21 protein-coding genes and 3 tRNA genes are annotated in these 22,115 nt (G+C 74.7%); 9 read left to right on the top strand and 15 right to left on the bottom strand.

What is annotated here, in order from left to right; all coding sequences use genetic code 11:
* Positions 1–57: 57 nt before the first annotated feature.
* Entirely contained in the window at positions 58–975 is a 918-nt protein-coding gene (locus H9657_RS09710) for a cation diffusion facilitator family transporter (protein ID WP_191782810.1), read from the bottom strand.
* 70 nt (positions 976–1,045) lie between these two features.
* Positions 1,046–1,408 carry a metallopeptidase family protein gene (locus tag H9657_RS09705; RefSeq protein WP_191782809.1) on the bottom strand — a complete coding sequence of 121 codons (363 nt, stop codon included), beginning with the start codon at positions 1,406–1,408 and terminating at the stop codon, positions 1,046–1,048.
* Between the two features lie 117 nt (positions 1,409–1,525).
* Here H9657_RS09705 and H9657_RS09700 point away from each other — a divergent pair.
* The 6 genes from H9657_RS09700 (at position 1,526) to H9657_RS09675 (ending at position 3,305) form a co-directional block, all read left to right on the top strand.
* A tRNA-Glu gene (locus H9657_RS09700) sits at positions 1,526–1,598 on the top strand.
* A gap of 54 nt (positions 1,599–1,652) precedes the next feature.
* Positions 1,653–1,726 (top strand) — tRNA-Asp (locus tag H9657_RS09695).
* A 40-nt stretch (positions 1,727–1,766) separates the two neighbouring features.
* Positions 1,767–1,842, top strand: a tRNA-Phe gene (locus tag H9657_RS09690).
* A gap of 207 nt (positions 1,843–2,049) precedes the next feature.
* Positions 2,050–2,481: a phage holin family protein gene (locus tag H9657_RS09685; protein WP_191782807.1), complete on the top strand. Its 432-nt coding sequence runs from the start codon at positions 2,050–2,052 to the stop codon at positions 2,479–2,481.
* Between the two features lie 105 nt (positions 2,482–2,586).
* A complete protein-coding gene (locus H9657_RS09680) occupies positions 2,587–3,021 on the top strand; it encodes a phage holin family protein (protein ID WP_191782805.1) in 435 nt (144 codons plus the stop codon).
* Positions 3,018–3,305, top strand: a complete 288-nt coding sequence (locus tag H9657_RS09675; protein WP_191782803.1) for a DUF3618 domain-containing protein — start codon at positions 3,018–3,020, stop codon at positions 3,303–3,305. The genes H9657_RS09680 and H9657_RS09675 overlap by 4 nt, the downstream gene beginning before the upstream one ends.
* A 251-nt stretch (positions 3,306–3,556) precedes the next feature.
* Here the strand turns inward: H9657_RS09675 and H9657_RS09670 are convergent, their stop codons facing one another.
* Entirely contained in the window at positions 3,557–3,772 is a 216-nt protein-coding gene (locus tag H9657_RS09670; protein ID WP_191782801.1) for a BldC family transcriptional regulator, read from the bottom strand.
* A gap of 695 nt (positions 3,773–4,467) precedes the next feature.
* Between H9657_RS09670 and H9657_RS09665 the strand changes: the two genes are divergently transcribed.
* Positions 4,468–4,674: a DUF3073 domain-containing protein gene (locus H9657_RS09665; protein WP_191782799.1), complete on the top strand. Its 207-nt coding sequence runs from the start codon at positions 4,468–4,470 to the stop codon at positions 4,672–4,674.
* A gap of 211 nt (positions 4,675–4,885) precedes the next feature.
* Here H9657_RS09665 and purM read toward each other — a convergent pair whose 3' ends face one another.
* From purM to H9657_RS09635, 6 genes are all read right to left on the bottom strand, one after another.
* Positions 4,886–6,007 carry a phosphoribosylformylglycinamidine cyclo-ligase gene (gene purM / locus H9657_RS09660; protein WP_191782797.1) on the bottom strand — a complete coding sequence of 374 codons (1,122 nt, stop codon included), beginning with the start codon at positions 6,005–6,007 and terminating at the stop codon, positions 4,886–4,888.
* Complete coding sequence (gene purF, locus H9657_RS09655) at positions 6,004–7,551, bottom strand: amidophosphoribosyltransferase (RefSeq protein WP_191782795.1); 1,548 nt, start codon at positions 7,549–7,551, stop codon at positions 6,004–6,006. Before purF ends, purM begins: the two co-directional genes overlap by 4 nt.
* Before the next feature lie 68 nt (positions 7,552–7,619).
* Positions 7,620–7,991 (bottom strand): phage holin family protein, encoded by a 372-nt coding sequence (locus H9657_RS19055; RefSeq protein WP_191782792.1) that lies wholly within the window; start codon positions 7,989–7,991, stop codon positions 7,620–7,622.
* A gap of 14 nt (positions 7,992–8,005) precedes the next feature.
* Complete coding sequence (locus H9657_RS09645) at positions 8,006–8,383, bottom strand: sterol carrier family protein (protein WP_191782790.1); 378 nt, start codon at positions 8,381–8,383, stop codon at positions 8,006–8,008.
* A 46-nt stretch (positions 8,384–8,429) separates the two neighbouring features.
* Positions 8,430–9,089 carry a response regulator gene (locus H9657_RS09640; RefSeq protein WP_191782788.1) on the bottom strand — a complete coding sequence of 220 codons (660 nt, stop codon included), beginning with the start codon at positions 9,087–9,089 and terminating at the stop codon, positions 8,430–8,432.
* On the bottom strand, positions 9,053–10,366 hold the full coding sequence (locus tag H9657_RS09635) for a sensor histidine kinase (RefSeq protein ID WP_191782786.1): 1,314 nt from the start codon (positions 10,364–10,366) through the stop codon (positions 9,053–9,055). Before H9657_RS09635 ends, H9657_RS09640 begins: the two co-directional genes overlap by 37 nt.
* Positions 10,367–10,507: 141 nt before the next feature.
* Between H9657_RS09635 and H9657_RS09630 the strand changes: the two genes are divergently transcribed.
* Positions 10,508–12,703, top strand: coding sequence for an MMPL family transporter (locus H9657_RS09630; protein ID WP_191782783.1), 2,196 nt, complete (start codon positions 10,508–10,510; stop codon positions 12,701–12,703).
* Positions 12,704–12,784: 81 nt separating this feature from the next.
* On the opposite strand, the gene gdhA is transcribed toward H9657_RS09630, so the two are convergent.
* The 6 genes from gdhA to H9657_RS09600 form a co-directional block, all read right to left on the bottom strand.
* Positions 12,785–14,122 (bottom strand): NADP-specific glutamate dehydrogenase, encoded by a 1,338-nt coding sequence (gene gdhA, locus H9657_RS09625; RefSeq protein WP_191782782.1) that lies wholly within the window; start codon positions 14,120–14,122, stop codon positions 12,785–12,787.
* Between the two features lie 190 nt (positions 14,123–14,312).
* Complete coding sequence (locus H9657_RS09620) at positions 14,313–15,773, bottom strand: glycoside hydrolase family 6 protein (RefSeq protein WP_191782780.1); 1,461 nt, start codon at positions 15,771–15,773, stop codon at positions 14,313–14,315.
* Positions 15,774–16,022: 249 nt separating this feature from the next.
* Entirely contained in the window at positions 16,023–17,432 is a 1,410-nt protein-coding gene (locus tag H9657_RS09615) for a glycoside hydrolase family 6 protein (RefSeq protein WP_191782778.1), read from the bottom strand.
* A 230-nt stretch (positions 17,433–17,662) separates the two neighbouring features.
* The gene (rsgA, locus tag H9657_RS09610) at positions 17,663–18,730 is read right to left on the bottom strand and encodes a ribosome small subunit-dependent GTPase A (RefSeq protein ID WP_318241404.1); all 1,068 of its coding nucleotides are present in this window, start codon (positions 18,728–18,730) and stop codon (positions 17,663–17,665) included.
* Positions 18,731–18,798: 68 nt separating this feature from the next.
* Positions 18,799–19,605, bottom strand: coding sequence for a M15 family metallopeptidase (locus H9657_RS09605; protein WP_191782776.1), 807 nt, complete (start codon positions 19,603–19,605; stop codon positions 18,799–18,801).
* A 34-nt stretch (positions 19,606–19,639) separates the two neighbouring features.
* Positions 19,640–21,127, bottom strand: coding sequence for an RNB domain-containing ribonuclease (locus H9657_RS09600; RefSeq protein ID WP_191782774.1), 1,488 nt, complete (start codon positions 21,125–21,127; stop codon positions 19,640–19,642).
* Positions 21,128–21,320: 193 nt separating this feature from the next.
* On the opposite strand from H9657_RS09600, the gene H9657_RS09595 reads away from it, so the two are divergent.
* Positions 21,321–22,103, top strand: coding sequence for an alpha/beta hydrolase (locus tag H9657_RS09595; RefSeq protein WP_191782772.1), 783 nt, complete (start codon positions 21,321–21,323; stop codon positions 22,101–22,103).
* Positions 22,104–22,115 lie beyond the last annotated feature (12 nt).

Raw genomic sequence — 22,115 nt, 5'->3', positions numbered from 1 at the left:
GGGGGGCCGCGGCGACCGGGGGCGCGACACAGGGGGCGTCGCGCCACCCGTCGCACCTCAGGGGTGCAGGCCCTGCTCGCCCGCGTGCGACACGGGCTCGAGCTGGAACGTGCAGTGCTCGACGTCGAAGTGCCCGGACAGGCACGCCCGAAGGTGGTCCAGGACGCGCCCGGTGCCCGCGCGGTCCAGCTCCTCGTCCGCGACGACGACGTGGGCCGACAGCACCGGCACCCCGGACGTGATGGTCCACGCGTGCAGGTCGTGGACGCCCAGGACGCCCGGCACACCGGCCATGTGCTCGCGCACGACGTCGAGGTCGACGCCCACGGGCGTGGCCTCGAGCAGCACGGCGGCGACGTCGCGCAGCAGCAGGACGGCCCGGGGCAGGATGAGGCACGCGATGAGGACCGACGCGATGCCGTCGGCGCGTGCGAACCCGGTCGTGAGCACGACGAGCGCCGCCGCCACGACGGCGACCGACCCGAGCGCGTCGCCCAGCACCTCCAGGTAGGCACCGCGCACGTTGAGCGACTCGTCGCGTCCGCGGTGCAGCAGCGCGAGCCCGACGCCGTTGGCCGCCAGTCCCAGGAGCGCGACGACGAGCATGAGGCGCGGCTCGACCTCGGTGGGCCGCGCGATGCGGCGGACCCCCTCCACGAGGACGAGGACGCCCACCGTCGCCACGACGAGGCCGTTGACCATGGCCGCGAGGATCTCGGCACGCTGCCAGCCGAACGTCCGGCGTGCGGTCGCGGGCAGGGTCGCGAGCATGCTGGCCGCGAGCGCGACGGCCAGCCCCGCCGCGTCCGTGAGCATGTGGCCCGCGTCCGCGAGCAGCGCGAACGAGCCGGACAGGACGCCGCCGACGACCTCGACGGTCATCACGAGGAGGGTCAGGGCCAGCACCCAGGCGAGCCGGCCGCGGTGCCGCGCCGTGGCCGAGCCGTGGTGGCCGTGCGAGTGGCCGCCGGTCACGCGCCCGCCCTCCGCGGCCGCCGGAGCCGTCCATTCATCGCCACACGGCGATGCTAGCTGGCCCCCGGGGTTACGCCCAGCCCAGGGCGTGCAGCCTGTCGTCGTCGATGCCGAAGTGGTGGGCGATCTCGTGGACCACGGTGATCGCGACCTCCTCGACCACCTCCTCGCGGTCCTCGCAGATCGCCAGCGTGGGCAGCCGGTAGACGAAGATGCGGTCCGGCAGCGACCCGGCCGCCCAGAACTCGCCCCGCTCGGTCAGCGGGGTCCCCTCGTACAGCCCGAGCAGGTCCGGCTCGTCCGACGGCGCCTCGTCCTCGACGAGCACGACGACGTTGTCCATCATCGCCGCGAGCTCCTCGGGGATCTCGTCCAGGGCGTCGCGGACCGCGTCCTCGAACTCCTCGCGCGTCATGTCCACCACGGGCACCATCCTGCCCTCGGAACAGCCGCTGACCAGCACGCAGGACATCGCTTTTGGAGTTACGGCCACCAGACCGTATGCTCATCACCGGTCTTCCGACGCCTCGACGTCAGGGGCGGACAACCCGCCCTCATCGTCTAGCGGCCTAGGACCCCGCCCTTTCACGGCGGTAGCACGGGTTCGAATCCCGTTGGGGGTACGAGCAGGACAGCAGCACAGCAAGAAGGCTTTAGGGTGGTCACGGCCACCACGAGGCCCCGTAGCGCAGTTGGTTAGCGCGCCGCCCTGTCACGGCGGAGGTCGCGGGTTCAAGTCCCGTCGGGGTCGCTGCGAGGGACCGGCCGAGAGGCCGGTTCACTCGTTGCGAGGCTCTGTAGCTCAGTTGGTAGAGCGTTCGACTGAAAATCGAAAGGTCACCGGATCGACGCCGGTCGGAGCCACCACAGACGGCCCCGCGGGACGCCCGCCGGGGCCGTCGCCATGTCCGGGCGCTGACCGCGCCGCCGGCCGCCACCCTCGCCCTCGCGGCGTGGCCGCCACGGCAGCGGACGCCTCGCCCGACCGGCCGACCCGGGCCCATCGTCCCGGCCGGGGCGTGCACCTGGGCACCTACGGTGGGAGCACAGCTCCTACCGAACGAGGACACTCCCGTGACCACGACGACCGACCGCCCCCGCCCCCGCATGCTCGACCGGCTCACCGACCCTCTGGCGGAGCGCGCCCGGGACCGGTTCGAGCGGGTGGAGGACAAGATGCGCGCCGCGGTCCAGCACGAGCTGGACGCCGTCGGCGCCAGCATGCGCACCCGCGCCGTCCGCATCCGGCCCTCGGCGATCGCCTTCGGCGCGGCCGCGCTGCTGACCGTGATCGGCATCGCGCTCTTCGCGCTCGCCGCCGTGGTGGGCGTCGCGCACGTCATGCCGCTGTGGCTGTCGGCGCTGCTCGTCGGGGCCGCGCTGGTCCTGCTCGCCGCCGGTGCCGCGGCCTGGGGCCGCGCGATGCTCCCCGTCGGCAACCCGGTCATCCCCGTGCCGCCGAGCACCCACCCCGCCGAGGAGCTCGTCCACCCCTGGGCCGACTGAGCCGTCGACCCCTCCCCCGCTGCGCGTCGCGTCGCGCGGATGCGGCGGTACCTGCAGACTGATGCTCCGGCATCAACCGTCCCTGCAGGTGAGGAAGGTCGTCGAATGGTCACGCACTCCGGATGGGCGAGCGACACGCGTTCCGACGCGCCCGAAGACGCCCGGTCGCTCGGGCGCCTGGTCGGCGACCTGAGCGAGCAGGCCACCCGCCTCGTGCGCGCCGAGATCGCGCTCGCGAAGGGCGAGATGACGGCCAAGGCCCAGCAGATGGGCGTCGGTGCCGGTCTGCTCGCCGGCGCGGGCGTGCTCGCCCTCTACACGCTGAGCGCGTTCATCGCGACGGCGATCATCGGGCTGGCGAACGTCGTGCCCGCGTGGCTCGCGGCGCTGATCGTCTCGGTCGTGCTGCTGCTGGTCACCGCCGTGCTCGCCCTGCTGGGCGTCAGGCACGTCAAGAAGGGGGCGCCACCGGTCCCCGAGCGTGCGATGGAGAACCTGCAGGAGGACGTGGACACCGTCAAGAAGGGGCTGCACCGGTGAGCGACAAGGACACGATCCCGCCCGCGCACGTCGCGGCGCTCGAGGCCGAGGTGACCCTGGCGCGCGAGCAGCTCGCCGCCACCGTCGACGCGCTCGTCGCCGAGGCGGACCCCCGGCGGCAGGTCGAGCGCCTGCAGCAGAAGGGCCGCCGCCTCGTCTTCGACGCCACCGACGACGCCGCGCTGCCCGAGGACCGCGCACGCGCTCGCAAGGTGCTCGTCATCGCCGGCGCGGTCGTGGCCCTGGTGGTCGTGGGCGTCGTGCGGCGGGCGACCCGGCACTGACGGGGGCGGGCGGGCCTGGCGCCTGCGAGGCGCCCTAGGACCCACCGATGCGCCCCTGCGCGCACGACAGCCGCAGACGCGACGACGGCCGCTGCCAGGCTTCCCCGGGTCCCGGGGCCACCGGCAGCGGCCGTCGTACGTGCGGTCCCGCCGCTGCCCCACCGTGGTGGGGCGGCGGAGCCCGGCCGTCGGTGTCACGCGCACTCCCCCGCGGTGCGCGCCGGACCTCCGGGCGGTCGGCTCCGTGGAGCTCAGGACTGCGGGTTGGACCTCGGCTGGGGAACGCCGTTCAGCAGCTCACGGACCTCGGACTCGCGGTAGCGGCGGTGACCGCCGAGCGTGCGGATCGAGGACAGCTTGCCGGACTTGGCCCAGCGGGTGACCGTCTTGGGGTCGACCCGGAACAGGGTCGCCACCTCGGACGGTGTCAGCAGGGCCTCTGCATCGGACGAGTGCGTGGTGGACACTGCGTACCTCCCTTGTCTAGCCGCCCCGACATGCGCCTTCCGGACACGTTGCGCCTCGGGGCTGCGCGGCTTGGTACTGAATCTGACACATCGGGCACTCCAGGACACGTCGGCGACGTGCGCTCTGCCTCCAGACAGGTGACCCAGGGCGGTCGCGACCATCGCCACATCCCTGGGGCAGCGTCGATGCACCTACCCTAAACCCGTCCGAATCGGGACACATCTCCTCGGACGGCTGAGTCGTTGTCGCCTGTTCGTGTGACGTCCGTCGCGCGGCGGATTTCGCCCGCCCGAGGACGCACTCGGGGGCCGACGCCGTGACCAGCGCAGACGCGCCAAGTCGAAGCGCCTCGACGCTGCGACGTGGGTGAACACCTGGACCATGGACGCGCTCCCGCGCCGCGAAGGGTGCCATATTGTGATGTAACTCACATCCCGAGACGGCCGAAAACGGGCATGCGCGGGCCCCGGCCCGCCGTCGCGCGACCCCGGGAGCACCACGGAGTCACGAAGCGCTGCCCCACGGTCACGAAAACGCCGCACCGCCGGCGGACGTGGCGGAGCCCACCCGACGCAGGTGGTCGGAATGGATCGCGACCATGTACCGTTGCCACACGAAGAGACTCAACAGCACCCCGGGGCCGCACGTGTCAGCACGGAGCCGCCCCGCTTCCACGTTAGAGGGGGTCGATGCCATGGGGCGCGGCCGTCAGAAGGCAAAGCAGACGAAGGTCGCCCGGGAGCTGAAGTACTTCAGCCCCGACACGAACTACCGAGCCCTCGAGCAGGAGCTCTCGTCGCGTAGCCGCAACGATGTCGTCACGGACAGCCGCCGCAGCGCGGTGACCACGGACGACGACGACCCGCCCGGCTGGGGCTGGCCCGGTGACGAGGACCGCTGACCACGCGGGGCGGCGATCCTGACCCGGTCGCACGCCGCACCCGCCGCACCCGCGTCCTGACGGAGTCCCCTCGCACGCCGACGACCTGGCGCGAGCGGACGTCGCCCCGGCCTCGACGACGCCGAGGCTCACGGCCCGAGCAGACTTGTCTGCTCGGGCCGTGCCGTGTCGTCAGCCCTGCCGCGTGGTCGGCCGACGCGGCAGCCCGTGGTCAGCCCACGCGGTAGGCGCCGTGCAGGCGCACGGCGCCGCCCTGGACGCCCTTCGTGCCCGCCACGACGCCCGCGGCGGTCGCGTCGTCGTCCCGCTGCTCCCGCACGCTCCCCAGGACCCACGCGGGCATGCCGCGGAGCCCGGCGGCACGCTGCACGTCGTCGACGACGTCGGCCGACACGACGGCGACCATGCCGACCCCGAGGTTGAGCGTGTTCTCCAGGTCCCCCCAGGGGACCGCGCCGAGCCCCTGCACCAGGCTGAAGACGGGCGGCAGCACCCACGAGGCGCGGTCGACGTCGGCCACCAGCCCGGGCGGCAGCACGCGCGCGACGTTGGCCGCGAGGCCACCGCCGGTGACGTGGCTGAAGACGTGGACGCGGTCGGGACCGAACTCCTCGACGAGCGCCAGGCAGTCCGCCGCGTAGACCCGGGTCGGCTCCAGCAGCTCCTCGCCCAGCGTGCGTCCCAGCTCGTCCACGTGGCGCTCCAGGCCCCACCCGGCGACCTGCACCACGCGCCGCACGAGCGAGTACCCGTTGGAGTGCAGCCCGGACGACCCGAGGGCCACCAGGACGTCGCCCGCGCGCACGCGCTCGGGACCCAGCAGCTCGTCCGCCTCGACGACACCCGTCGCAGCACCGGCCACGTCGTACTCGTCGGGCCCCAGCAGGCCGGGGTGCTCGGCGGTCTCCCCGCCGACCAGCGCGGTGCCCGCGGCCGAGCAGGCGGCCGCGATGCCGCGCACCACGTCGGCGATGCGCTCCGGGACGACCTTGCCGCACGCGATGTAGTCCGTCATGAACAGCGGCCGCGCGCCGACCACGACGATGTCGTCGACGACCATCCCGACGAGGTCGAAGCCGATGGTGTCGTGCACGTCCATCGCCTGCGCGATGGCGACCTTGGTGCCCACGCCGTCCGTGGACGTCGCGAGCAGCGGCCGGCGGTAGCGCGTGAGGACCGAGGCGTCGTACAGACCGGCGAAGCCGCCGACGCCACCGAGGACCTGCGGTCCGTGGGTGGCGCGCACGGCGTCCTTCATGAGCTCGACGGCCCGGTCGCCCGCCTCGGTGTCGACGCCCGCGGAGGCGTACGTGACCGGCTGCGTGGCGCTCACGGGTGCTCGAGCGCGGTCGCGCCACCGGTCGCCGGGACGATGCTGAGCAGGCCGTCCTCCGGCTGCCCCAGGGGCAGCTCGTTCTGCTCGAGCAGGTGCTTGCCCAGCTGCTCCGACGGCGGCAGCTCGATCGGGTAGTGGCCGCTGAAGCACGCGGTGCACAGCTGCGACGCGGGCTGCTCGGTGGCGGTGATCATGCCCTCCTCGGACAGGTAGCCCAGCGAGTCGGCGCCCAGGGACCGGGCGATCTCCTCGACCCCCAGGCCGTTGGCGATGAGCTCGGCGCGCGACGCGAAGTCGATGCCGTAGAAGCACGGCCACTTCACGGGCGGCGCGGTGATCCGGATGTGGACCTCGGCAGCCCCCGACTCGCGCAGCATCCGGACCAGCGCCCGCTGCGTGTTGCCGCGCACGATGGTGTCGTCGACGACCACGAGCCGCTTGCCGCGGATGACGTCCTTGAGCGGGTTGAGCTTGAGGCGGATGCCGAGCTGGCGCAGGGTCTGCGACGGCTGGATGAACGTGCGCCCGACGTAGGCGTTCTTCGTCAGTCCCTGGCCGAACGGGATGCCGGACTTCGCGGCGTAGCCCACCGCCGCGGGCGTGCCCGACTCGGGGACCGGGATCACCAGGTCGGCCTCGACGGGGTGCTCGACGGCCAGGCGGCGGCCCATCTCGACGCGGGCCGCGTGGACCGAGCGGCCGTTGATCGTCGTGTCGGGCCGCGCGAGGTACACGTACTCGAAGACGCAGCCGGCGCGGTCGATGGGTGCGAACCGCGTGGACCGCAGCCCCTCGGCGTCGATCGCGATGAACTCGCCCGGCTCGACCTCACGCACGTACGAGGCACCGACGATGTCCAGGGCGGAGGTCTCGGACGCGACGACCCAGCCGCGCTCGAGACGGCCCAGCACGAGCGGGCGCACTCCCTGCGGGTCGCGTGCGGCGTACAGCGTGCGCTCGTCCATGAAGACCAGGCAGAACGCCCCGCGCAGGCGCGGCAGCACCTCGAGCGCCGTCGCCTCGAGCGTGTGGTCGGGGTCGCCCGCGAGCAGGGCCGTGATGAGCGCGGTGTCGGTCGTGTTGCCGCGCGCGAGCTCGCCGCGGCGCTGGCTGCCGTACCGCTCCGCGACGAGGTCGACGAGCTCGGCGGAGTTGGTGAGGTTGCCGTTGTGCCCGAGGGCGACGGTGCCCGCGGCGGTCGCGCCGAGCGTCGGCTGCGCGTTCTCCCACGTCGACCCGCCGGTCGTCGAGTAGCGCGTGTGACCGATGGCGATGTGCCCCTGCAGGGCGTTCAGCGCCGTCTCGTCGAAGACCTGGGAGACCAGCCCCATGTCCTTGTAGACGAGCAGCTGCGAGCCGTTCGACGTCGCGATGCCCGCGGACTCCTGCCCGCGGTGCTGCAACGCGTAGAGGCCGAAGTAGGTGAGCTTCGCCACCTCTTCGCCGGGAGCCCAGACGCCGAAGACGCCGCAGGCATCCTGCGGGCCTTTCTCGCCGGGTAGAAGGTCGTGGTTGAGACGTCCGTCTGCGCGGGGGGCCACGCCACCATGGTGGCACACCGGTGCCGCGACGCGCGCCGCGGGTCCACCGGGCGGTCGCCCGGCGGGGGTCAGTCCTGCGGCGCGGGGCGCCGACGCCGCAGGCTGCGCCGGTCGGCGAGCACCGCGAGCGCGCCCCCGACGAACGCGCCGACGACGGCGCCGGTGAGCGCCAGCACCCAGCGGACGCCGTTCTGGCCGCCGAGGAACGGCAGGATGCCGCCGTCCTGGCTGCTCACGCCGCTGTCGTGCGACGTCGCGAACGCCACCACGAGCGCGACGACGACGCCGACGAGGGCGCCTGCGACCATGAACGCGCCGTAGCGCGGTGCACGCCGCACGCTCGCCGGCACGGCGGCACGTGCGAGCTCGGCCTCGTCGGGGTGGCCGGAGGGCACGTCGTCCGGGCGGGGGTCGTCGGCGGGGCGGGGGTCGTCGGGCACCTGGCGATCCTAGGTCAGCGGGTCCGGGCGGCCTGCAGCGGCAGCAGGTGCGACAGGTCGGCGCGCTCGCCCGACGCGTGCACGCTGCCGGCGGCGACGGCCTCGTCCCAGGTCAGGTCGCCGGCTGCGAGCGCGAGCCACGTCGTGGGGTCCGTCTCGACGACGTTCGGGGGTGTGCCGCGGGTGTGGCGCGGGCCGGCGACGGCCTGCACGGCACCGTCGGGCGGCACCCGGACCTCGACGGCGTTGCCGGGGGCGACGTCGGCGAGCTCCTCCAGCGTGAAGCGCACGGCGGTGCGCCGCACCGGGGTGCCGGCTGCGGCGGGGTCGGCGCGCCACGCCTGCAGCGCGGCGCGGCCGTCGGCGGGATCGGTTCGACGACGCGGGGGCACGCCCCCATCCTCACCCACGGCGCGGCCCCGGACGACCGCCCGCGGGTCAGCCGCCGGTGGTGTCGGGGCCGTCGCGCAGCCACGCCAGCACGGCGCGCACGCGGCGGTTGTCGTCCGTGCCGACGGGCAGGTCGAGCTTGGTGAAGATGCTGTTGATGTGCTTGGCCACGGCCTTCTCGGTGACGACGAGCGCGGCCGCGACGGACGCGTTGCCACGTCCCTGGGCCATCAGCGCGAGCACCTCGCGCTCGCGTGGCGTCAGACGGTCCAGCGGTGACGCCCGCCGCGCCATGATCGCCGCCACGACCTCCGGGTCGAGCACCGTCCCGCCCGCGGCCACGCGGGCCACGGCGTCGACGAAGTCGGCCGGGTCGGACACGCGCTCCTTGAGCAGGTAGCCGATCGCGCCCTCACCACCGGCGAGCAGCTCGCGCGCGTACAGGTGCTCGACGTACTGGCTGAGCACGAGCACCGGGAACCCGGGGCGCCGCGCACGGACCGCGATCGCCGCGCGCAGGCCCTCGTCGGCGAACCCGGGCGGGAGCCGCACGTCGACGACCGCCGCGTCGACGTCCGGCTCCGCGAGGGCGGCCTCGAGCGCGGTGGCGTCCTCGACGGCGGCGACGACGTCGTGCCCGTACGCGGTGAGGAGCCGGACCAGGCCGTCCCTCAGGAGGGCGTGGTCTTCGGCGAGGACCAGGCGCACGGCACCTCCAGGACGATCCGGGTGGGCCCGCCGTGCGGGCTGTCGACGCCCATGGTGCCGTCGAACGCGGACAGGCGGCGCGCGACGCCCCGCAGCCCGGAGCCGGCCCCGGGGTCGGCGCCCCCGACGCCGTCGTCGGCCACGACGACGCGCAGGCTCGCCCCGCCGGCGGTGAGCTCGACGCGCACGTGCGTCGCGGACGCGTGCCGCACCGCGTTGGTGAGCGTCTCGGCGACCGCGAAGTAGAGCGCGGACTCGAGCGCCGCGGGCGGCCGGCCGGGCAGCGCGCTGACGACCGTGACGGGGACGGGCAGGTCGAGCGCGAGCGCCTGGACCGCGGCGGACAGACCCCGGTCGGCGAGGACGGGCGGGTGGATGCCCTGCACGACGTCGCGCAGGTCGGCCAGGGCGCCGGCCGTCGTCCCGCGGGCCTCCTCGAGCAGCGCGCGGGCGGCGTCGGGGTCGCGGTCGAGCAGGTCGGCGACCATGCCGAGCTGCATCCCGACCGACACCAGCCTGGCCTGCGCGCCGTCGTGCAGGTCCCGCTCGACGCGGCGCAGCTCGGCGGCGGCGTGGTCCACGGTGTCGGCACGCGACTCGGCGAGGTCCTGCACGCGGCGCTCCAGCACGGCACCGGGCCCGGGCGCGAGCAGCGCGGCCTCCGCCCGGGCCCGCAGCCGGGCGAGGGCGTCGGCCCACCACCACCACACCGCGGCGAGCACCACGGCCCCGCCGGCCAGGACCACGACCCACGCCGCGGGGATGCGGAGCAGCGGCGGCAGGACGATCGCGTCCACCGCCGCGCCGACCGCCGCCAGCGGCAGGAGCACGACCAGCAGCGTCAGCAGCGCGCCCCCGGTGGTCGCGAAGGCCAGCCACCCGAGCAGGCTCCACGTCTGCCCGGCGCGCAGCCACCGCCACCCGGTCCGGAAGGGCAGGGCGGCGAGCCGCGAGAGCCGTGCGGGGTCGTCGCCTGCGGCCAGGACGCGCCGCGCGTCGGTGCCGAGCAGCAGACCCCAGTCGGGCGGTTCCCCCGGGCCGTCGCCGGGCAGCGCCACGACCGGCACGTCCCGCCCCAGCGTCCGCGCGGCGAGCCGGGCGTGCACGCGGGCGAGGCCCTGCGCCCCCGCCAGCACCACGCAGAGCAGGGGCAGGCCGACGCCCACGACGCTCAGCACCAGCGCGAGCACCGCGGCGACCAGCAGGACCGCGGCGGGGAACCAGAGCAGGGCCAGGCCGACCGACCGACCGGTCGCGGGCCAGGGGGTGCGTCGCATGCGGCCATCCTGGCCGACCACCCGGGGCCCCGTCGGTGGTGCCAGCACCCCTGCTGACCAGGGACCTCGCGCTCCTGACCGCGGTACCCCTGCCGCGCGAGCGTGGTCGGTGCCCGCATCCCTGCTCTCCCGGAGGCCCTCGTGCGCCGCTACCGACCCGCAGTCCCGTCCCCGTCACGGATACCGCAGCGCGCCGCCCGCTGGAGCGCGACCCACCCGTGGTGGGCCATCGGCGGCTGGTTCGTCCTCGTCGTCGCGTGCGCCGCGCTGAGCGTCCTGGTGCCGACGCAGACCATCGAGGACGCGGACGACCGGGTCGGCGGCTCGGGCCGCGCCGCGGCCTGGGTCGACGAGGCGGGCCTGAAGGACCCGGACGCCGAGCTCGTCCTGCTCACCGCGGACGGCGACGACGCGGCGCTCGAGGCCGGTGCGCGCGACGTCGTGGCCGCGCTGGTCGACGTGCCGGGCGTCGCGGGCGTCGGCGACCCCGTCCCCTCCCCCGACGGCTCGGCCGCGCTCGTGACGGTCGAGCTCGAGCCGGCGGTCGACGACGTCACCGCGCTGCAGCGTGCCGTGGCCGACGTGGCCGCGCGTCACCCGGCGCTCACCGTGGACGTCTCGGGCGAGGTGTCGCTCGCGGACGCGATCGACGAGCGCGTCGCGCAGGACCTGACGTCCGCCGAGGCGGTGTCGCTGCCGGTGACGCTGCTGCTCATGGTCCTGGCGTTCGGCGCGCTGGTGGCGGCGGGCATCCCTGTGCTGCTCGCGGTCGCGAGCGTCGCGGCGACCCTGGGCCTGTCGGCGCTCGCCTCGCACGTCGTCCCCGCGGAGCCGACGGTCGCCAGCATGGTGGTCCTCATCGGCATGGCCGTCGGCGTCGACTACTCGCTGTTCTACCTCAAGCGCGAGCGCGAGGAACGGGCCCGCGGCCGCTCGACGCTCGACGCCGTCGAGATCGCCGCGCAGACGTCCGGCCACGCGATCGTCGTGTCCGGTGTCGCCGTCGTGGTGTCGCTCGCCGCGCTGTACCTGCTGCAGCTCGCGACCTTCGACTCCCTCGCGACCGGCGCGGTGATCGTCGTCGCGGTCTCGGTGGTCGGTTCCATCACCGTGCTGCCCGCGCTGCTGGTGACGCTGGGCCGCTGGGTCGACCGGCCGCGCGTGCCGCTGCTGTGGCGCGTCAACCGCCGGATCGGTCCCGGTGGCATCAGCCGACGCGTCCTGGCGCCGGCCGTGCGCCACCCGCTCGTCGCGGTCCTCGTCGCGGGCGGCGTCTGCGTGCTCGCCGCCGCGCCCGCCCTGGGACTGCGCCTGCACGGCGCCGACCTCGCCACGCTCCCGCCGGACCTGCCGGAGGTCGCGACCCTGACGCGCGTGGGCGAGGTGTTCCCGTCGCGCGGCTCGACGCTGGACGTCGTCGTGCGCGGCTCGGCCGACGAGCGGGACGAGGTCGCGGCGGCGCTCGAGGAGCTGGAGCGCACCGCCGTGGCCACGGGCCGGTTCCAGGACCTGGGCGTCCCCGGGCTGGTCGCCGCCGCCGACGGCCGGACGCACGTGCTCACGCTCGCGGTGCCGCTCGAGAGCTCAGACCCGGCGCTCGACGACGTCGTGCGCGACGTGCGCGAGGACCTCGTGCCCGCAGCCGTCGCGGGCCTGGACGTCGAGCACGCCGTGGGCGGCTGGCCCGCGTACGACCTCGACCACACGCAGCGCCAGTCGCAGCGGATGCCGTGGGTGATCGGCGCCGTGCTGCTGCTGACGTGCGTGACGATGGCGGTCTCGTTCCGCAGCACGTCCGTCGCGCTGGTCTCCACCGCCCTGAACCTGCTGTCGGTGGGCGTCGCGTTCGGCGTCCTGCGGCTGGTGTTCCAGGAGGGCTGGTTCGCCGACGCGCTCGGCTTCACGAGCCCGGGCTTCGTCATCGACTGGGTGCCCCTGTTCGTCATGGTGGTCCTCGTGGGCCTGTCGATGGACTACCACGTGTTCGTCCTGAGCCGCGTCCGGGAGCGCGTGCTGCGCGGCGTCGAGCCGCGGGCCGCGGTGCGGGACGGGATCGCCGACTCGGCGGGCGTCATCACCAGCGCGGCGGCGGTCATGGTGTCGGTGTTCGCGATCTTCGCGACCCTGAGCATGCTGGAGCTCAAGATGCTGGGCGTCGCGCTGGCCGTCGCGATCCTCGTCGACGCGACGGTGATCCGGCTGGTCCTGCTGCCGGGGCTGCTGACGCTCCTGGGCGCGCGTGTGTGGCGCCGCAGCCTGCCGTCGGCGGGCGCGTCGGCCGGAGGCGGGGACGACGACCCCTCCCGGACCCTCGAGGCGCCGGTGGGTGCGCGCTAGCCTCCTGCGACCCCCTCGGCAGAACCCGGGAGAGCTATCCGGCAGGTGCCGGATCGCTCTCTCGTCAGGAGGTGGGGCGGGTCAGACGACGCCGAGCGCCAGCATCGCGTCCGCGACCTTGGTGAATCCGGCGATGTTGGCGCCGAGCACGTAGTTGCCCGGGTCGCCGTACTCCTCGGCCGTCTCGGCGCAGTTGTCGTGGATGCGCGCCATGATGCCCGCGAGGCGCTCCTCGGTGTGCTCGAAGGACCAGGCGTCCCGGCTCGCGTTCTGCTGCATCTCCAGCGCCGACGTCGCGACGCCGCCCGCGTTCGCGGCCTTGCCCGGCGCGTACAGGACACCCGCGGACTGCAGCAGCGCCACCGCCCCGGGCGTCGTCGGCATGTTGGCGCCCTCGGCGACGGCCAGCAGGCCGGCGTCGACGAGGCGCTTGGCGTCGTTCTCGTCGAGCTCGTTCTGCGTCGCGCACGGCAGCGCCACCTGGGCGTCCACCTGCCAGACGCGGGCGGACGCGACGTAGTGGGCGCCGCTGCGGCGCGCCGCGTACTCCGCCACGGGCAGCCGCTCGACCTCGCGCACCTGCCGCAGGATCTCGAGGTCGATCCCCGCCTCGTCGACGACGTACCCGAGGGAGTCCGAGCACGCGACGACGTGCGCGCCGAGCGCCTGCGCCTTCTCGATCGCGTGGATCGCGACGTTGCCGGAGCCCGACACGGTCACGCGCATGCCGTCGAACGACAGGCCGCGCGTCGCGAGCATGCGCTCGGCGAACAGCACGGTCCCGTAGCCCGTGGCCTCGGTGCGCACGAGCGAGCCGCCCCACGTCACGCCCTTGCCGGTGATGACCCCGGACTCGTAGCGGTTGGTGATCCGCTTGTACTGGCCGAACAGCCAGCCGATCTCGCGGCCGCCCACGCCGATGTCCCCGGCGGGGACGTCGGTGTACTCGCCGATGTGGCGGTAGAGCTCGGTCATGAAGGACTGGCAGAACCGCATGACCTCGCCGGCCGAGCGGCCGCGCGGGTCGAAGTCGGACCCGCCCTTGCCGCCACCGATGGGCATGCCGGTCAGCGAGTTCTTGAACACCTGCTCGAAGCCCAGGAACTTGACGATCCCGAGGTACACCGACGGGTGGAAGCGCAGGCCGCCCTTGAACGGGCCGAGGGCCGAGTTGAACTCGACGCGGAACCCGCGGTTGATGCGGACCTGGCCCGTGTCGTCGACCCACGGCACACGGAAGATGATCTGCCGCTCGGGCTCGCACAGGCGCTCGAGCACCGCCGCGTCCACGTACTGGGGGTTGCGCTCGAGCACCGGACCGAGACTCTCGAACACCTCGGTGACGGCCTGGTGGAACTCGCGCTCACCGGGGTTGCGAGCGAGCACCTGTTCGAGGACGCGCTCCAGCTGGACCTGCATGGGTCGACTCCGCTCTGCTCAGCGAGGACGGGAAACTGGTCGAGCGTAGGCCTGCCTCCGGGCACGGGTGAGGGACGTCCGACCCGTGGGCAGCGCCGTGAGCGGCCCCGAACCCACGACGAGGCCGCGGACGCTCCCCGTCCGGGGGGCGTCCGCGGCCTCGTCGTGCGGTGCGCTCAGGCGCTGCGCGTCACCACGTGGCGTTGCGCGCGAGCTCCAGGGCCATCGACTGCCACCACGCACCGGCCGACGGGCCGCCGTTGCAGCTGCCGTCCGACTCGCCCGGGAGCTTGATCCACAGCAGCGCGTCGAGCCCGCTGCCGTCGCTCACCTTGGTGGGACGCTCACCGAGCGCACGACCGCTCGGGTTGCACCACTCCGAGCCGGAGGGGCCGTTGCCGTTGCGCGACGTGTCGATGACGAACGTCCTGCCGCCGGTGAGCTGCGAGATCTGCTGGCCGTAGGCCTTGGTCTCGGCCGTCGTCCGGTAGTTCGACACGTTGAGCGAGAAGCCCACGGCGTCGGAGAACCCGATGCGGTTGAGGCGGTTGGCCGCCTCGGCCGGCGAGAGCCACGCCGAGTGCCCGGCGTCGATGTAGACGCGGGCCCCCTTGGCTGTCAGGGACTTCGCGGCGTACTGCAGGAAGCCGACCCGGTCGCCCTGGCCGTCGCAGTCACCGAGCTGGGCGAGCGCGTCGGGCTCGAGCACGACCCAGGGGTTGCCCTGGATGCCCGCCGCCACCGTGTCGATCCAGCGCGCGTACTCGGACTCGCCGACGCCGCCGCCGGAGTGCGAGCCGCAGTCACGACCCGGGATCGCGTAGACGACGAGCAGCGCGGTCTTGCCCGCAGCCTGGGCGGCGCCGGTGATGTCGCGCACCTCCTGCTGCGCGTGCGACGCGTCGTCCCAGTTGCCGACCCAGTAGGCCTGCGGCGTCAGCGCGATCTTCTCGAGCAGCGCCTTGTCGGTGCCGCTCGCGGCCTGCCAGGCGCGGTACGCCTGGTTGGTCGTGTCGATGTGGAAGTCACCGGAGGAGACCGGCGGCGGCGTGACCGTCGGGGTCGGGGTCGGTGTGGGGGTCGGGGTCGGCGTGGGGCTCGGTGTCGGGGTGGGGGTGGGGCTCGGCGTCGGCGTGGGGGTGGGCGTCGCCGACGGGGTGGGCGTCGGCGTGGCCGACGGGGTCGGCGTGGGCGTCGGGGTGGCCGTCGGACCGACGTCACCCGTGCACGTCGTGCCGTTCAGGGTGAAGGACGTGGGTGCGCCGTTGCTGCCGTTCCAGGAGCCGTTGAAGCCGACCTGGAACCGGGCGTCGGTGCCGACCGAGCCGTTCCAGGGCATGTTGGTCACGGTGACCTGGGAGCCGGACGACGCCGCGACGCCGTTCCACAGCTGCTGGATGCCCTGACCGTCGGGGAACGCCCAGCGCAGGTCCCAGGAGGACAGCGGGTCGCCCAGGTTGGTCACGGTGACGCTGGCGCCGAAGCCGCCGGGCCACTGGCTCGTGACGGCGTAGTCGACGCGGCAGCCGGCGGCGGCCTGCGCCATGGTCGACGTCAGCGCGGTCACGCCGGCGGCCACGACCGCGCCGGCGGCGACGGCCGCGACGACCTGGCCTCGTCGGGTGAACGCCCTCGTTGTGCGGGGGGACATGGACTCTCCTCGGATCGGGTCGGCGTGCGGCGCGTCGGGCGACGTGCGCCGGCTGACGCGCCCGGGGGGCGTCGGCGTCGACGCCGTCCCCGAACGACACGTCGATCACACCCGCTCGGGACCCACGATGGCGAGCGGACGGCCGATCCCTAATCGTTTTGACACGAAACGGACACGACGAGGCCGCGGACGCCTCCCCGTCCGGGGGCGTCCGCGGCCTCGTCCTGCCGTGCGCTCAGGCGCTGCGCGTCACCACGTGGCGTTGCGCGCGAGCTCCAGGGCCATCGACTGCCACCACGCACCGGCCGACGGGCCGCCGTTGCAGGTGCCGTCGGACTCGCCCGGCCGCTTGACCCACAGCAGCGCGTCGAGCCCGCTGCCGTCGTTCACCTTGGTGGGCCGGTCGCCGAGCGCGCGTCCGCTGGGGTTGCACCACTCGCTGCCCGTGGCGCCGTTGCCGTTGCGCGACGTGTCGATGACGAACTTCTTGCCGCCCGTCAGCTGGGAGATCTGCTGGCCGTAGGCCTTGGCCTCCGCGGTCGTCCGGTAGTTCGACACGTTGAGCGAGAAGCCCACGGCGTCGGAGAACCCGATGCGGTTGAGGCGGTTGGCCGCCTCGCTCGCGGAGAGCCACGCGGAGTTGCCGGCGTCGATGTAGACACGGGCCCCCTTGGCCGTCAGCGACTTGGCGGCGTACTGCAGGAAGCCGACGCGGTCACCCTGGCCGTTGCAGTCACCGAGCTGGGCGAGCGCGTCGGGCTCGAGGATCACCCAGGGGTTGCCCTGGATGCCCGCGGCGACGGTGTCGATCCAGCGCGCGTACTCCGACGTCGAGACGCCACCACCCGAGTAGGAGCCGCAGTCGCGGCCGGGGATCGCGTAGACGACGATCTGCGCGGTCTTGCCGGCGGCGCGAGCGCGACCGGTGTAGTCACGCACCTGCTCCTGCGTCGCGCTGGCCGTGGCCCAGTCACCGATCCACAGCGCCTGCGGCGTCAGCGCGATCTTCGCCAGGAGGTTCTTGTCGTTGCCGGACGCCGCCTGCCACGCGGCGTACGCGGACGTGGTGGGGTCGACGTAGAAGTCGCTGCTGCTCACGGGCGGCTGCGACTGCGTGGGCTGGGGGGTCGGCGTCTGCGTCGGGCGCGGCGTCTGGGTCGGCGTCTGCGTCGGGCGCGGTGTGGCCGACGGCGTCGACGTGGGCTGCTGCGTCGGGCCGGAGACCCCGCCCGTGCACGTCGTGCCGTTGAGCGTGAAGGACGTGGGTGCGCCGTTGCTGCCGCTCCAGGAGCCGTTGAAGCCGACCTGGATGGTGCCGTTGGTCCCGACCGAGCCGTTCCACGGCGAGTTGGTCACGGTGACCTGCGAGCCGCTCGTCGACACCTGGCCGTTCCAGAGCGACTGGATCGTCTGGCCGTTCGGGAACGACCAGCGCAGGTCCCACGACGACAGCGGGTCGCCCAGGTTGGTGACGGTGACCGTGCCGCCGAAGCCGCCGGGCCACTGGCTGCTGATCGCGTAGTCGGCACGGCAGCCGGCCGCGGCGCTCGCCGCGGTGGACGTGAGCGCGGTGACGCCGGCGGCGACGACCGCTCCTGCGGCGAGGGCCGCGACGAGCTTGCGGCCGGCGGCGGGGGCCGCCTTCGTGCGGGGGGGCATGGACTCTCCTCGGATCGGGTCGGCCAGCGGCGCGTCGGGGCGACGGGCGTCGGGCCGACGCGCCCGGGGAGGGTCGCCAGCGACACCTCTCCCGAACGACTGCACGATCACACCCGAGCACGGCGCGTCCTGGCGAGCCGAGGGCCGGTGCCTAATCCTTTTTGTGACGATACAGAGGCGCCCTCACCTCTCGGACGAGGCGTGGCCGGGGTCGTCGCCGCCCCGTGGCCTCACCCGCGAGACGCGCCCTGGCTCCGCTGCTGCCGGTGGTACTCACGCGTGACGCGCCGCCACCGCGCCCGCTCCTCCGCGGCCAGGCGTGCGTCCGTGCGCCGGGCCGCGAACTGCGCCTCGCGCTGCAGCTTGCGCCAGCTCGCCAGGCGACGCTCCGGCAGCTCGCCGCTCGCCAGGGCCTCCTGCACGGCGCACCCCGGCTCGGTCACGTGCGCGCAGTCGGTGAACCGGCAGCGTGCGGCGAGCGCGGCCACGTCGGCGAAGGTCGCGTCCAGCGCCTCCGGCGCGGCGACGAGCCCCACGCCCCGGACCCCCGGGGTGTCCACGAGGACGGCCCCGTCCGCCAGCGGCACGAGCTCGCGGTGCGTCGTGGTGTGCCGCCCGCGACCGTCGGCCCGCAACCCGCTCGTGGCCATGACCTCGCGGCCTGCCAGCGCGTTGACCAGGCTCGACTTGCCGGCACCCGACGGACCCACCGCGACGAGCGCGACGCCCGGCGCCAGCAGGGCGCGCACCGGCTCGAGACCCGTGCCCTCGACGACGCTCACGACGTGCACGTCGACGCCGATCGCCACCGCCGCGACCTCCGCGGCCATGCCCTCGGGATCGGGCACGAGGTCGGCCTTGGTCAGCACGACGACGGGCCGCGCACCCGAGCGCCACGCGAGCGTCAGCAGCCGCTCGACGCGCCCCAGGTCGGGGTCGGGGTCCAGGTGCTCGACGACGAGCACGAGGTCGACGTTCGCCGCGACCGGCTGCTCGAGCGACGTGCGTCCTGCCGAGTCCCGCACGACCGCGGTGCGCCGCGGGTGCAGCTCGGTCGCGCGCCATGACGCGTCCGCGTCACCACCCCGGTCCACGTCCACGACGTCACCGACCGTCGGCGGCACGCGCGTGCCGTCCGGCAGCGGCAGCAGGCCGTCGCGCGGCAGGTCCGCCCGGTGCACGACGGCACCCAGGTCGTCGTCCGGGACGACGAGCAGGGCACCCCGGTCCGCACGCACGACGCGGGCGCGCAGCGGCGCACCGTCGTCGACGGCGGGGTGCGCGGCAGACTGGGTCACGCTGCCGACGGTAGGCCGGGGGCACGACGGGCCGCGACGGAATTCCGCCCGCAGGGGCGCACGCGGCCTCAGCCCGCGACGTACTCCGCGCCGCCCGAGACGCCGAACGCCTCCTCGAGCGAGCCGATGCCGTTCTGGTGCAGGTGGGCGGTCAGCTCACGGCCGACCCACCGCAGGTGCCAGCCCTCCGGCGAGTACCCCGTCACGCCGGTGTTCTGCTCGGTGTACCGCACGACGAACCCGAACTCCCACGCGTGCTCGGACAGCCACGCGCCCTCGGCCGTGCGCGTGAAGCACGTCTGCAGGTTGCAGGACGGGTCCGAGCCCGAGTCGATGTCGACCGCCAGGCCGGTCTGGTGCTCCGAGAACCCGGGACGGGCCGAGTAGCGCTCGGCGTGCGCGAACCCGCGCCGCGCCTCGATCGCCGCGCGCGCGTCCGTCTGCTCCGCGTACGAGCGGTACCCGCTGCGCACGACGAGCCGGGCTCCCTGCCCCCCGGCCGCCTCGACCATCGCCCGCAGGTCCGGCTCGACCGCCGCGCGCACGCGCACACCGTCGACGTCGACGAGGTCCGGGGGCTCGTGGTCGCGCGCGACGGGATGCTGCTTGTTGACGATCACCCACGGGCTGCCGGGGTCGCTCGTGGAGTGCTGCGCGAGGTCGAACGTGGGTGCGGCGGACGGCGTGGGCCGCGGCGCCACCGACGGCACGACGATCGCCTGGTCCCACGGCACCTCCTCGGCCAGCCCCTGGATGGCGGTGGTCTGCCCGCCCCACAGCACGGACCACAGTCCGGACGCGACACCGCCGATGCCGACGAGGGCGGCGACCGCCATGACGACGAGCGCGACGCTGCGCCAGGGGCGAGTCCTCATGCGAGCGATGGTAGGTGCGAACCGGACGAATCGGTCACACGGCCACGAACGTCACCCGACGGTGTGCCACCGAGACCTCGTCCAGCCGAACGTCGAGGCTGCCGCCCAGCGCGAGCGCCCCGTCCGACGTCACGGGCGCCACCACGGCAGGATCGCGCAGCTGCAGCGCACCGCGCACCCGCCCGTCGCGCGGCTCGTCGGCGTCGACCACGACCCCCGTGAACGTCTCCCCGACGCGGGGCGCGAGCACGACCGCCTCGACGAGGTCGAGCGCACCGCGGTCGAACGCCGACACGCGACGGCCGGTCCGGGCCATGGTCCCCGGCAGCTCCGGCAGCGCGGCGAGCACCCACGCGGGCACCTCACGCCCGGCGACCGCGGCGAGGCAGACCTCGGTGCCGTAGCGGTCGACCAGCCGGCGCAGCGGCGCGGTGACGTGCGCGTACGGCGCGCGGATCGCCGCGTGCTCGGCGTCGTGGCCCGCCGGCGCCGGTGCCCCGTCGGTGCCGAAGGCCCGGTAGCCGGCGCCGCGGAACAGCGTGGTCGCCTCGCGCAGGAACGCCGCGTGCGGGCCGACGTGCGAGTCGAGCCGCGCGAGCAGGTCCGGGTAGGGCAGCGCGTCGGGCCAGTCGATGCCCAGCGCCGCCGCCGTGCGCCGCAGGCGGGCGACGTCCTTGCGGTCCGCCGGCGGCAGGGTGCGCACGACCCCCGCGCCCGCGTCGAGCATGAGCCGCGCCGCGACGATGCCCGTCAGCAGCGAGATCTGGGCGTTCCACCCCTCGACGGGCAGGGTCGCGCGGAACCGCAGGCCGAAGGTGCCGTCGGCGGTCCGCACGACCTCCTGCTCCGGGACGTCGAGGGACGCACCGCCGCGCTCGCGCTCGCGCGCCTCGCGCAGGACCCCGACGTCGGCCAGGCCGCGCAGCAGGTCGTCGGCGGTGCCCGCGTCGAGGCGCTCCTGGACCTCCTCGTAGGACAGCTGGGCCCGGCTGCGGACGAGCGCACGCTCGACGTGCACGTCGACCGGCTCGCCGTCGGCGTCGAGGTCGATCGACCACAGCACGGCGGGGCGCACCTGGTCGGCGAGCAGGCTCGCGGCACCCTCGGAGAGCACCGTCGGGTGCAGCGGCACGCGGCCGTCGGGGCTGTAGCAGGTCATGCCGCGACGGTGGGTCTCGCCGTCGAGGGCGCCGCCCGGCACGACGAACGCGGCGACGTCGGCGATCGCGTACCGCACGCGCCACCCGTTGCCGCGGCGCTCGACGTGCACGGCCTGGTCGAGGTCGGTCGATCCCGGGGGGTCGATCGTCACGAACGGCACGTCGGTGCGGTCCGCGCGCTCGCCCGGCGCGTGCGGCGCGTGGGGAGCGCGCTGTGCAGCAGAGCCTGCCTCGGCCAGGGCGTCAGGCGGGTACGTGACGGGCAGCTCGACCTCGGCGCGCAGGGCGTCGAGGCCGGCGGCCACCGCACGCGACGTCGCGTCGTCGGAGGGGGCGGGGAGACGGACGGGGCGGCCGGGCACGGCTCGACTGTAGGCGCCGCGAGGTCGACGCACGCGCCGGTCCGCACGGTCCGCACCCGCCGGCGCGCGGTCGCGCGTCTCACCTGGCAAGAAAGCAGACCGCTCTTATCCCCTTTTGGGGACCGCGCGCCTAGCCTGCCGAAAGACGCACGCACCGACCCGGGCACGCCCGGACGCGACGGGAGACACGCACGTGACCACCATCGAGACGCGGCCCCTGCCGCGGACGGGCGCCCGGGGCGCGACCCCCCTGCGGCCGGCCTCGCTGCGCACGTGGCACGAGCCGGCCGGTGCAGCCGTGCGCGGCACCGTCGTCCTGCTCGTCGGCCGCGGCGAGACCGCCGAGGTGTACGAGCGGTTCGGCCGCCGGCTCGCCGCCGACGCCTACCGCGTCGTCGCGGTCGGCGAGGACCACCCCACGCCGCACGCGGTGGCCGAGCTGCTCGCGCCGCTGCCCGCACCGCACGTCGTCGTCGGCACCGACGTCGGCGCGCTGGCCGCCGTCCGGGTCGCCCGCGCGGGGCACGTGGACGGCGTGGTCCTGGCCGGGCTGCCGACATCGGCCGGCGTGCAGGGCCTGACGTGGCAGGCCGAGCTCGACGCGCGCACCGCCTGCACGTCCCACCAGCGGGTGCTGGGCCAGGCCGCGCGCAGCAGCCTCTTCGCCGACGTCACCGCGATCGTCGCGCTCGACCTCACCCGCCCGGACGACGCGCCGCTCGACGTGCCGGTCCTCGCGCTGCACGGCGCCGCCGACCGGATCAGCCCGGCCGAGCAGGCGGTCGCGGCGTACCGCACGCTCGGCGCCCGGCACGTCGCGCTCGTCGCCGACGGTCGCCACGACGTCCTCAACGACGTCGCGCACCGCAGCGTCGCGGCCACGGTCGTGCAGTTCCTCGAGCGCGTCCGCCAGGGCCGCGACCTCCCCGTGCTCGTGGACGACGTCGCCGCGCCCCAGCCGGTGGGGCACGCATGACGCACCCCGCCG

The sequence above is a fragment of the Cellulomonas avistercoris genome, from assembly GCF_014836445.1.
GTDB classification, from domain to species: domain Bacteria; phylum Actinomycetota; class Actinomycetes; order Actinomycetales; family Cellulomonadaceae; genus Cellulomonas; species Cellulomonas avistercoris.
The sequence above is the reverse complement of the archived record's forward strand: the minus strand, read 5'-3'. Positions and strand labels throughout refer to the sequence as shown.

Bases quoted from the DNA above. Each gene is read 5' to 3' on its own strand.
- H9657_RS09705 (WP_191782809.1), bottom strand. From the start codon at position 1,408: ATGGTGCCCGTGGTGGACATGACGCGCGAGGAGTTCGAGGACGCGGTC.
- H9657_RS09680 (WP_191782805.1), top strand. From the start codon at position 2,587: ATGGTCACGCACTCCGGATGGGCGAGCGACACGCGTTCCGACGCGCCC.
- H9657_RS09665 (WP_191782799.1), top strand. From the start codon at position 4,468: ATGGGGCGCGGCCGTCAGAAGGCAAAGCAGACGAAGGTCGCCCGGGAG.
- H9657_RS09635 (WP_191782786.1), bottom strand. From the start codon at position 10,366: ATGCGACGCACCCCCTGGCCCGCGACCGGTCGGTCGGTCGGCCTGGCC.
- gdhA (WP_191782782.1), bottom strand. From the start codon at position 14,122: ATGCAGGTCCAGCTGGAGCGCGTCCTCGAACAGGTGCTCGCTCGCAAC.
- H9657_RS09620 (WP_191782780.1), bottom strand. From the start codon at position 15,773: ATGTCCCCCCGCACAACGAGGGCGTTCACCCGACGAGGCCAGGTCGTC.
- H9657_RS09615 (WP_191782778.1), bottom strand. From the start codon at position 17,432: ATGCCCCCCCGCACGAAGGCGGCCCCCGCCGCCGGCCGCAAGCTCGTC.
- H9657_RS09605 (WP_191782776.1), bottom strand. From the start codon at position 19,605: ATGAGGACTCGCCCCTGGCGCAGCGTCGCGCTCGTCGTCATGGCGGTC.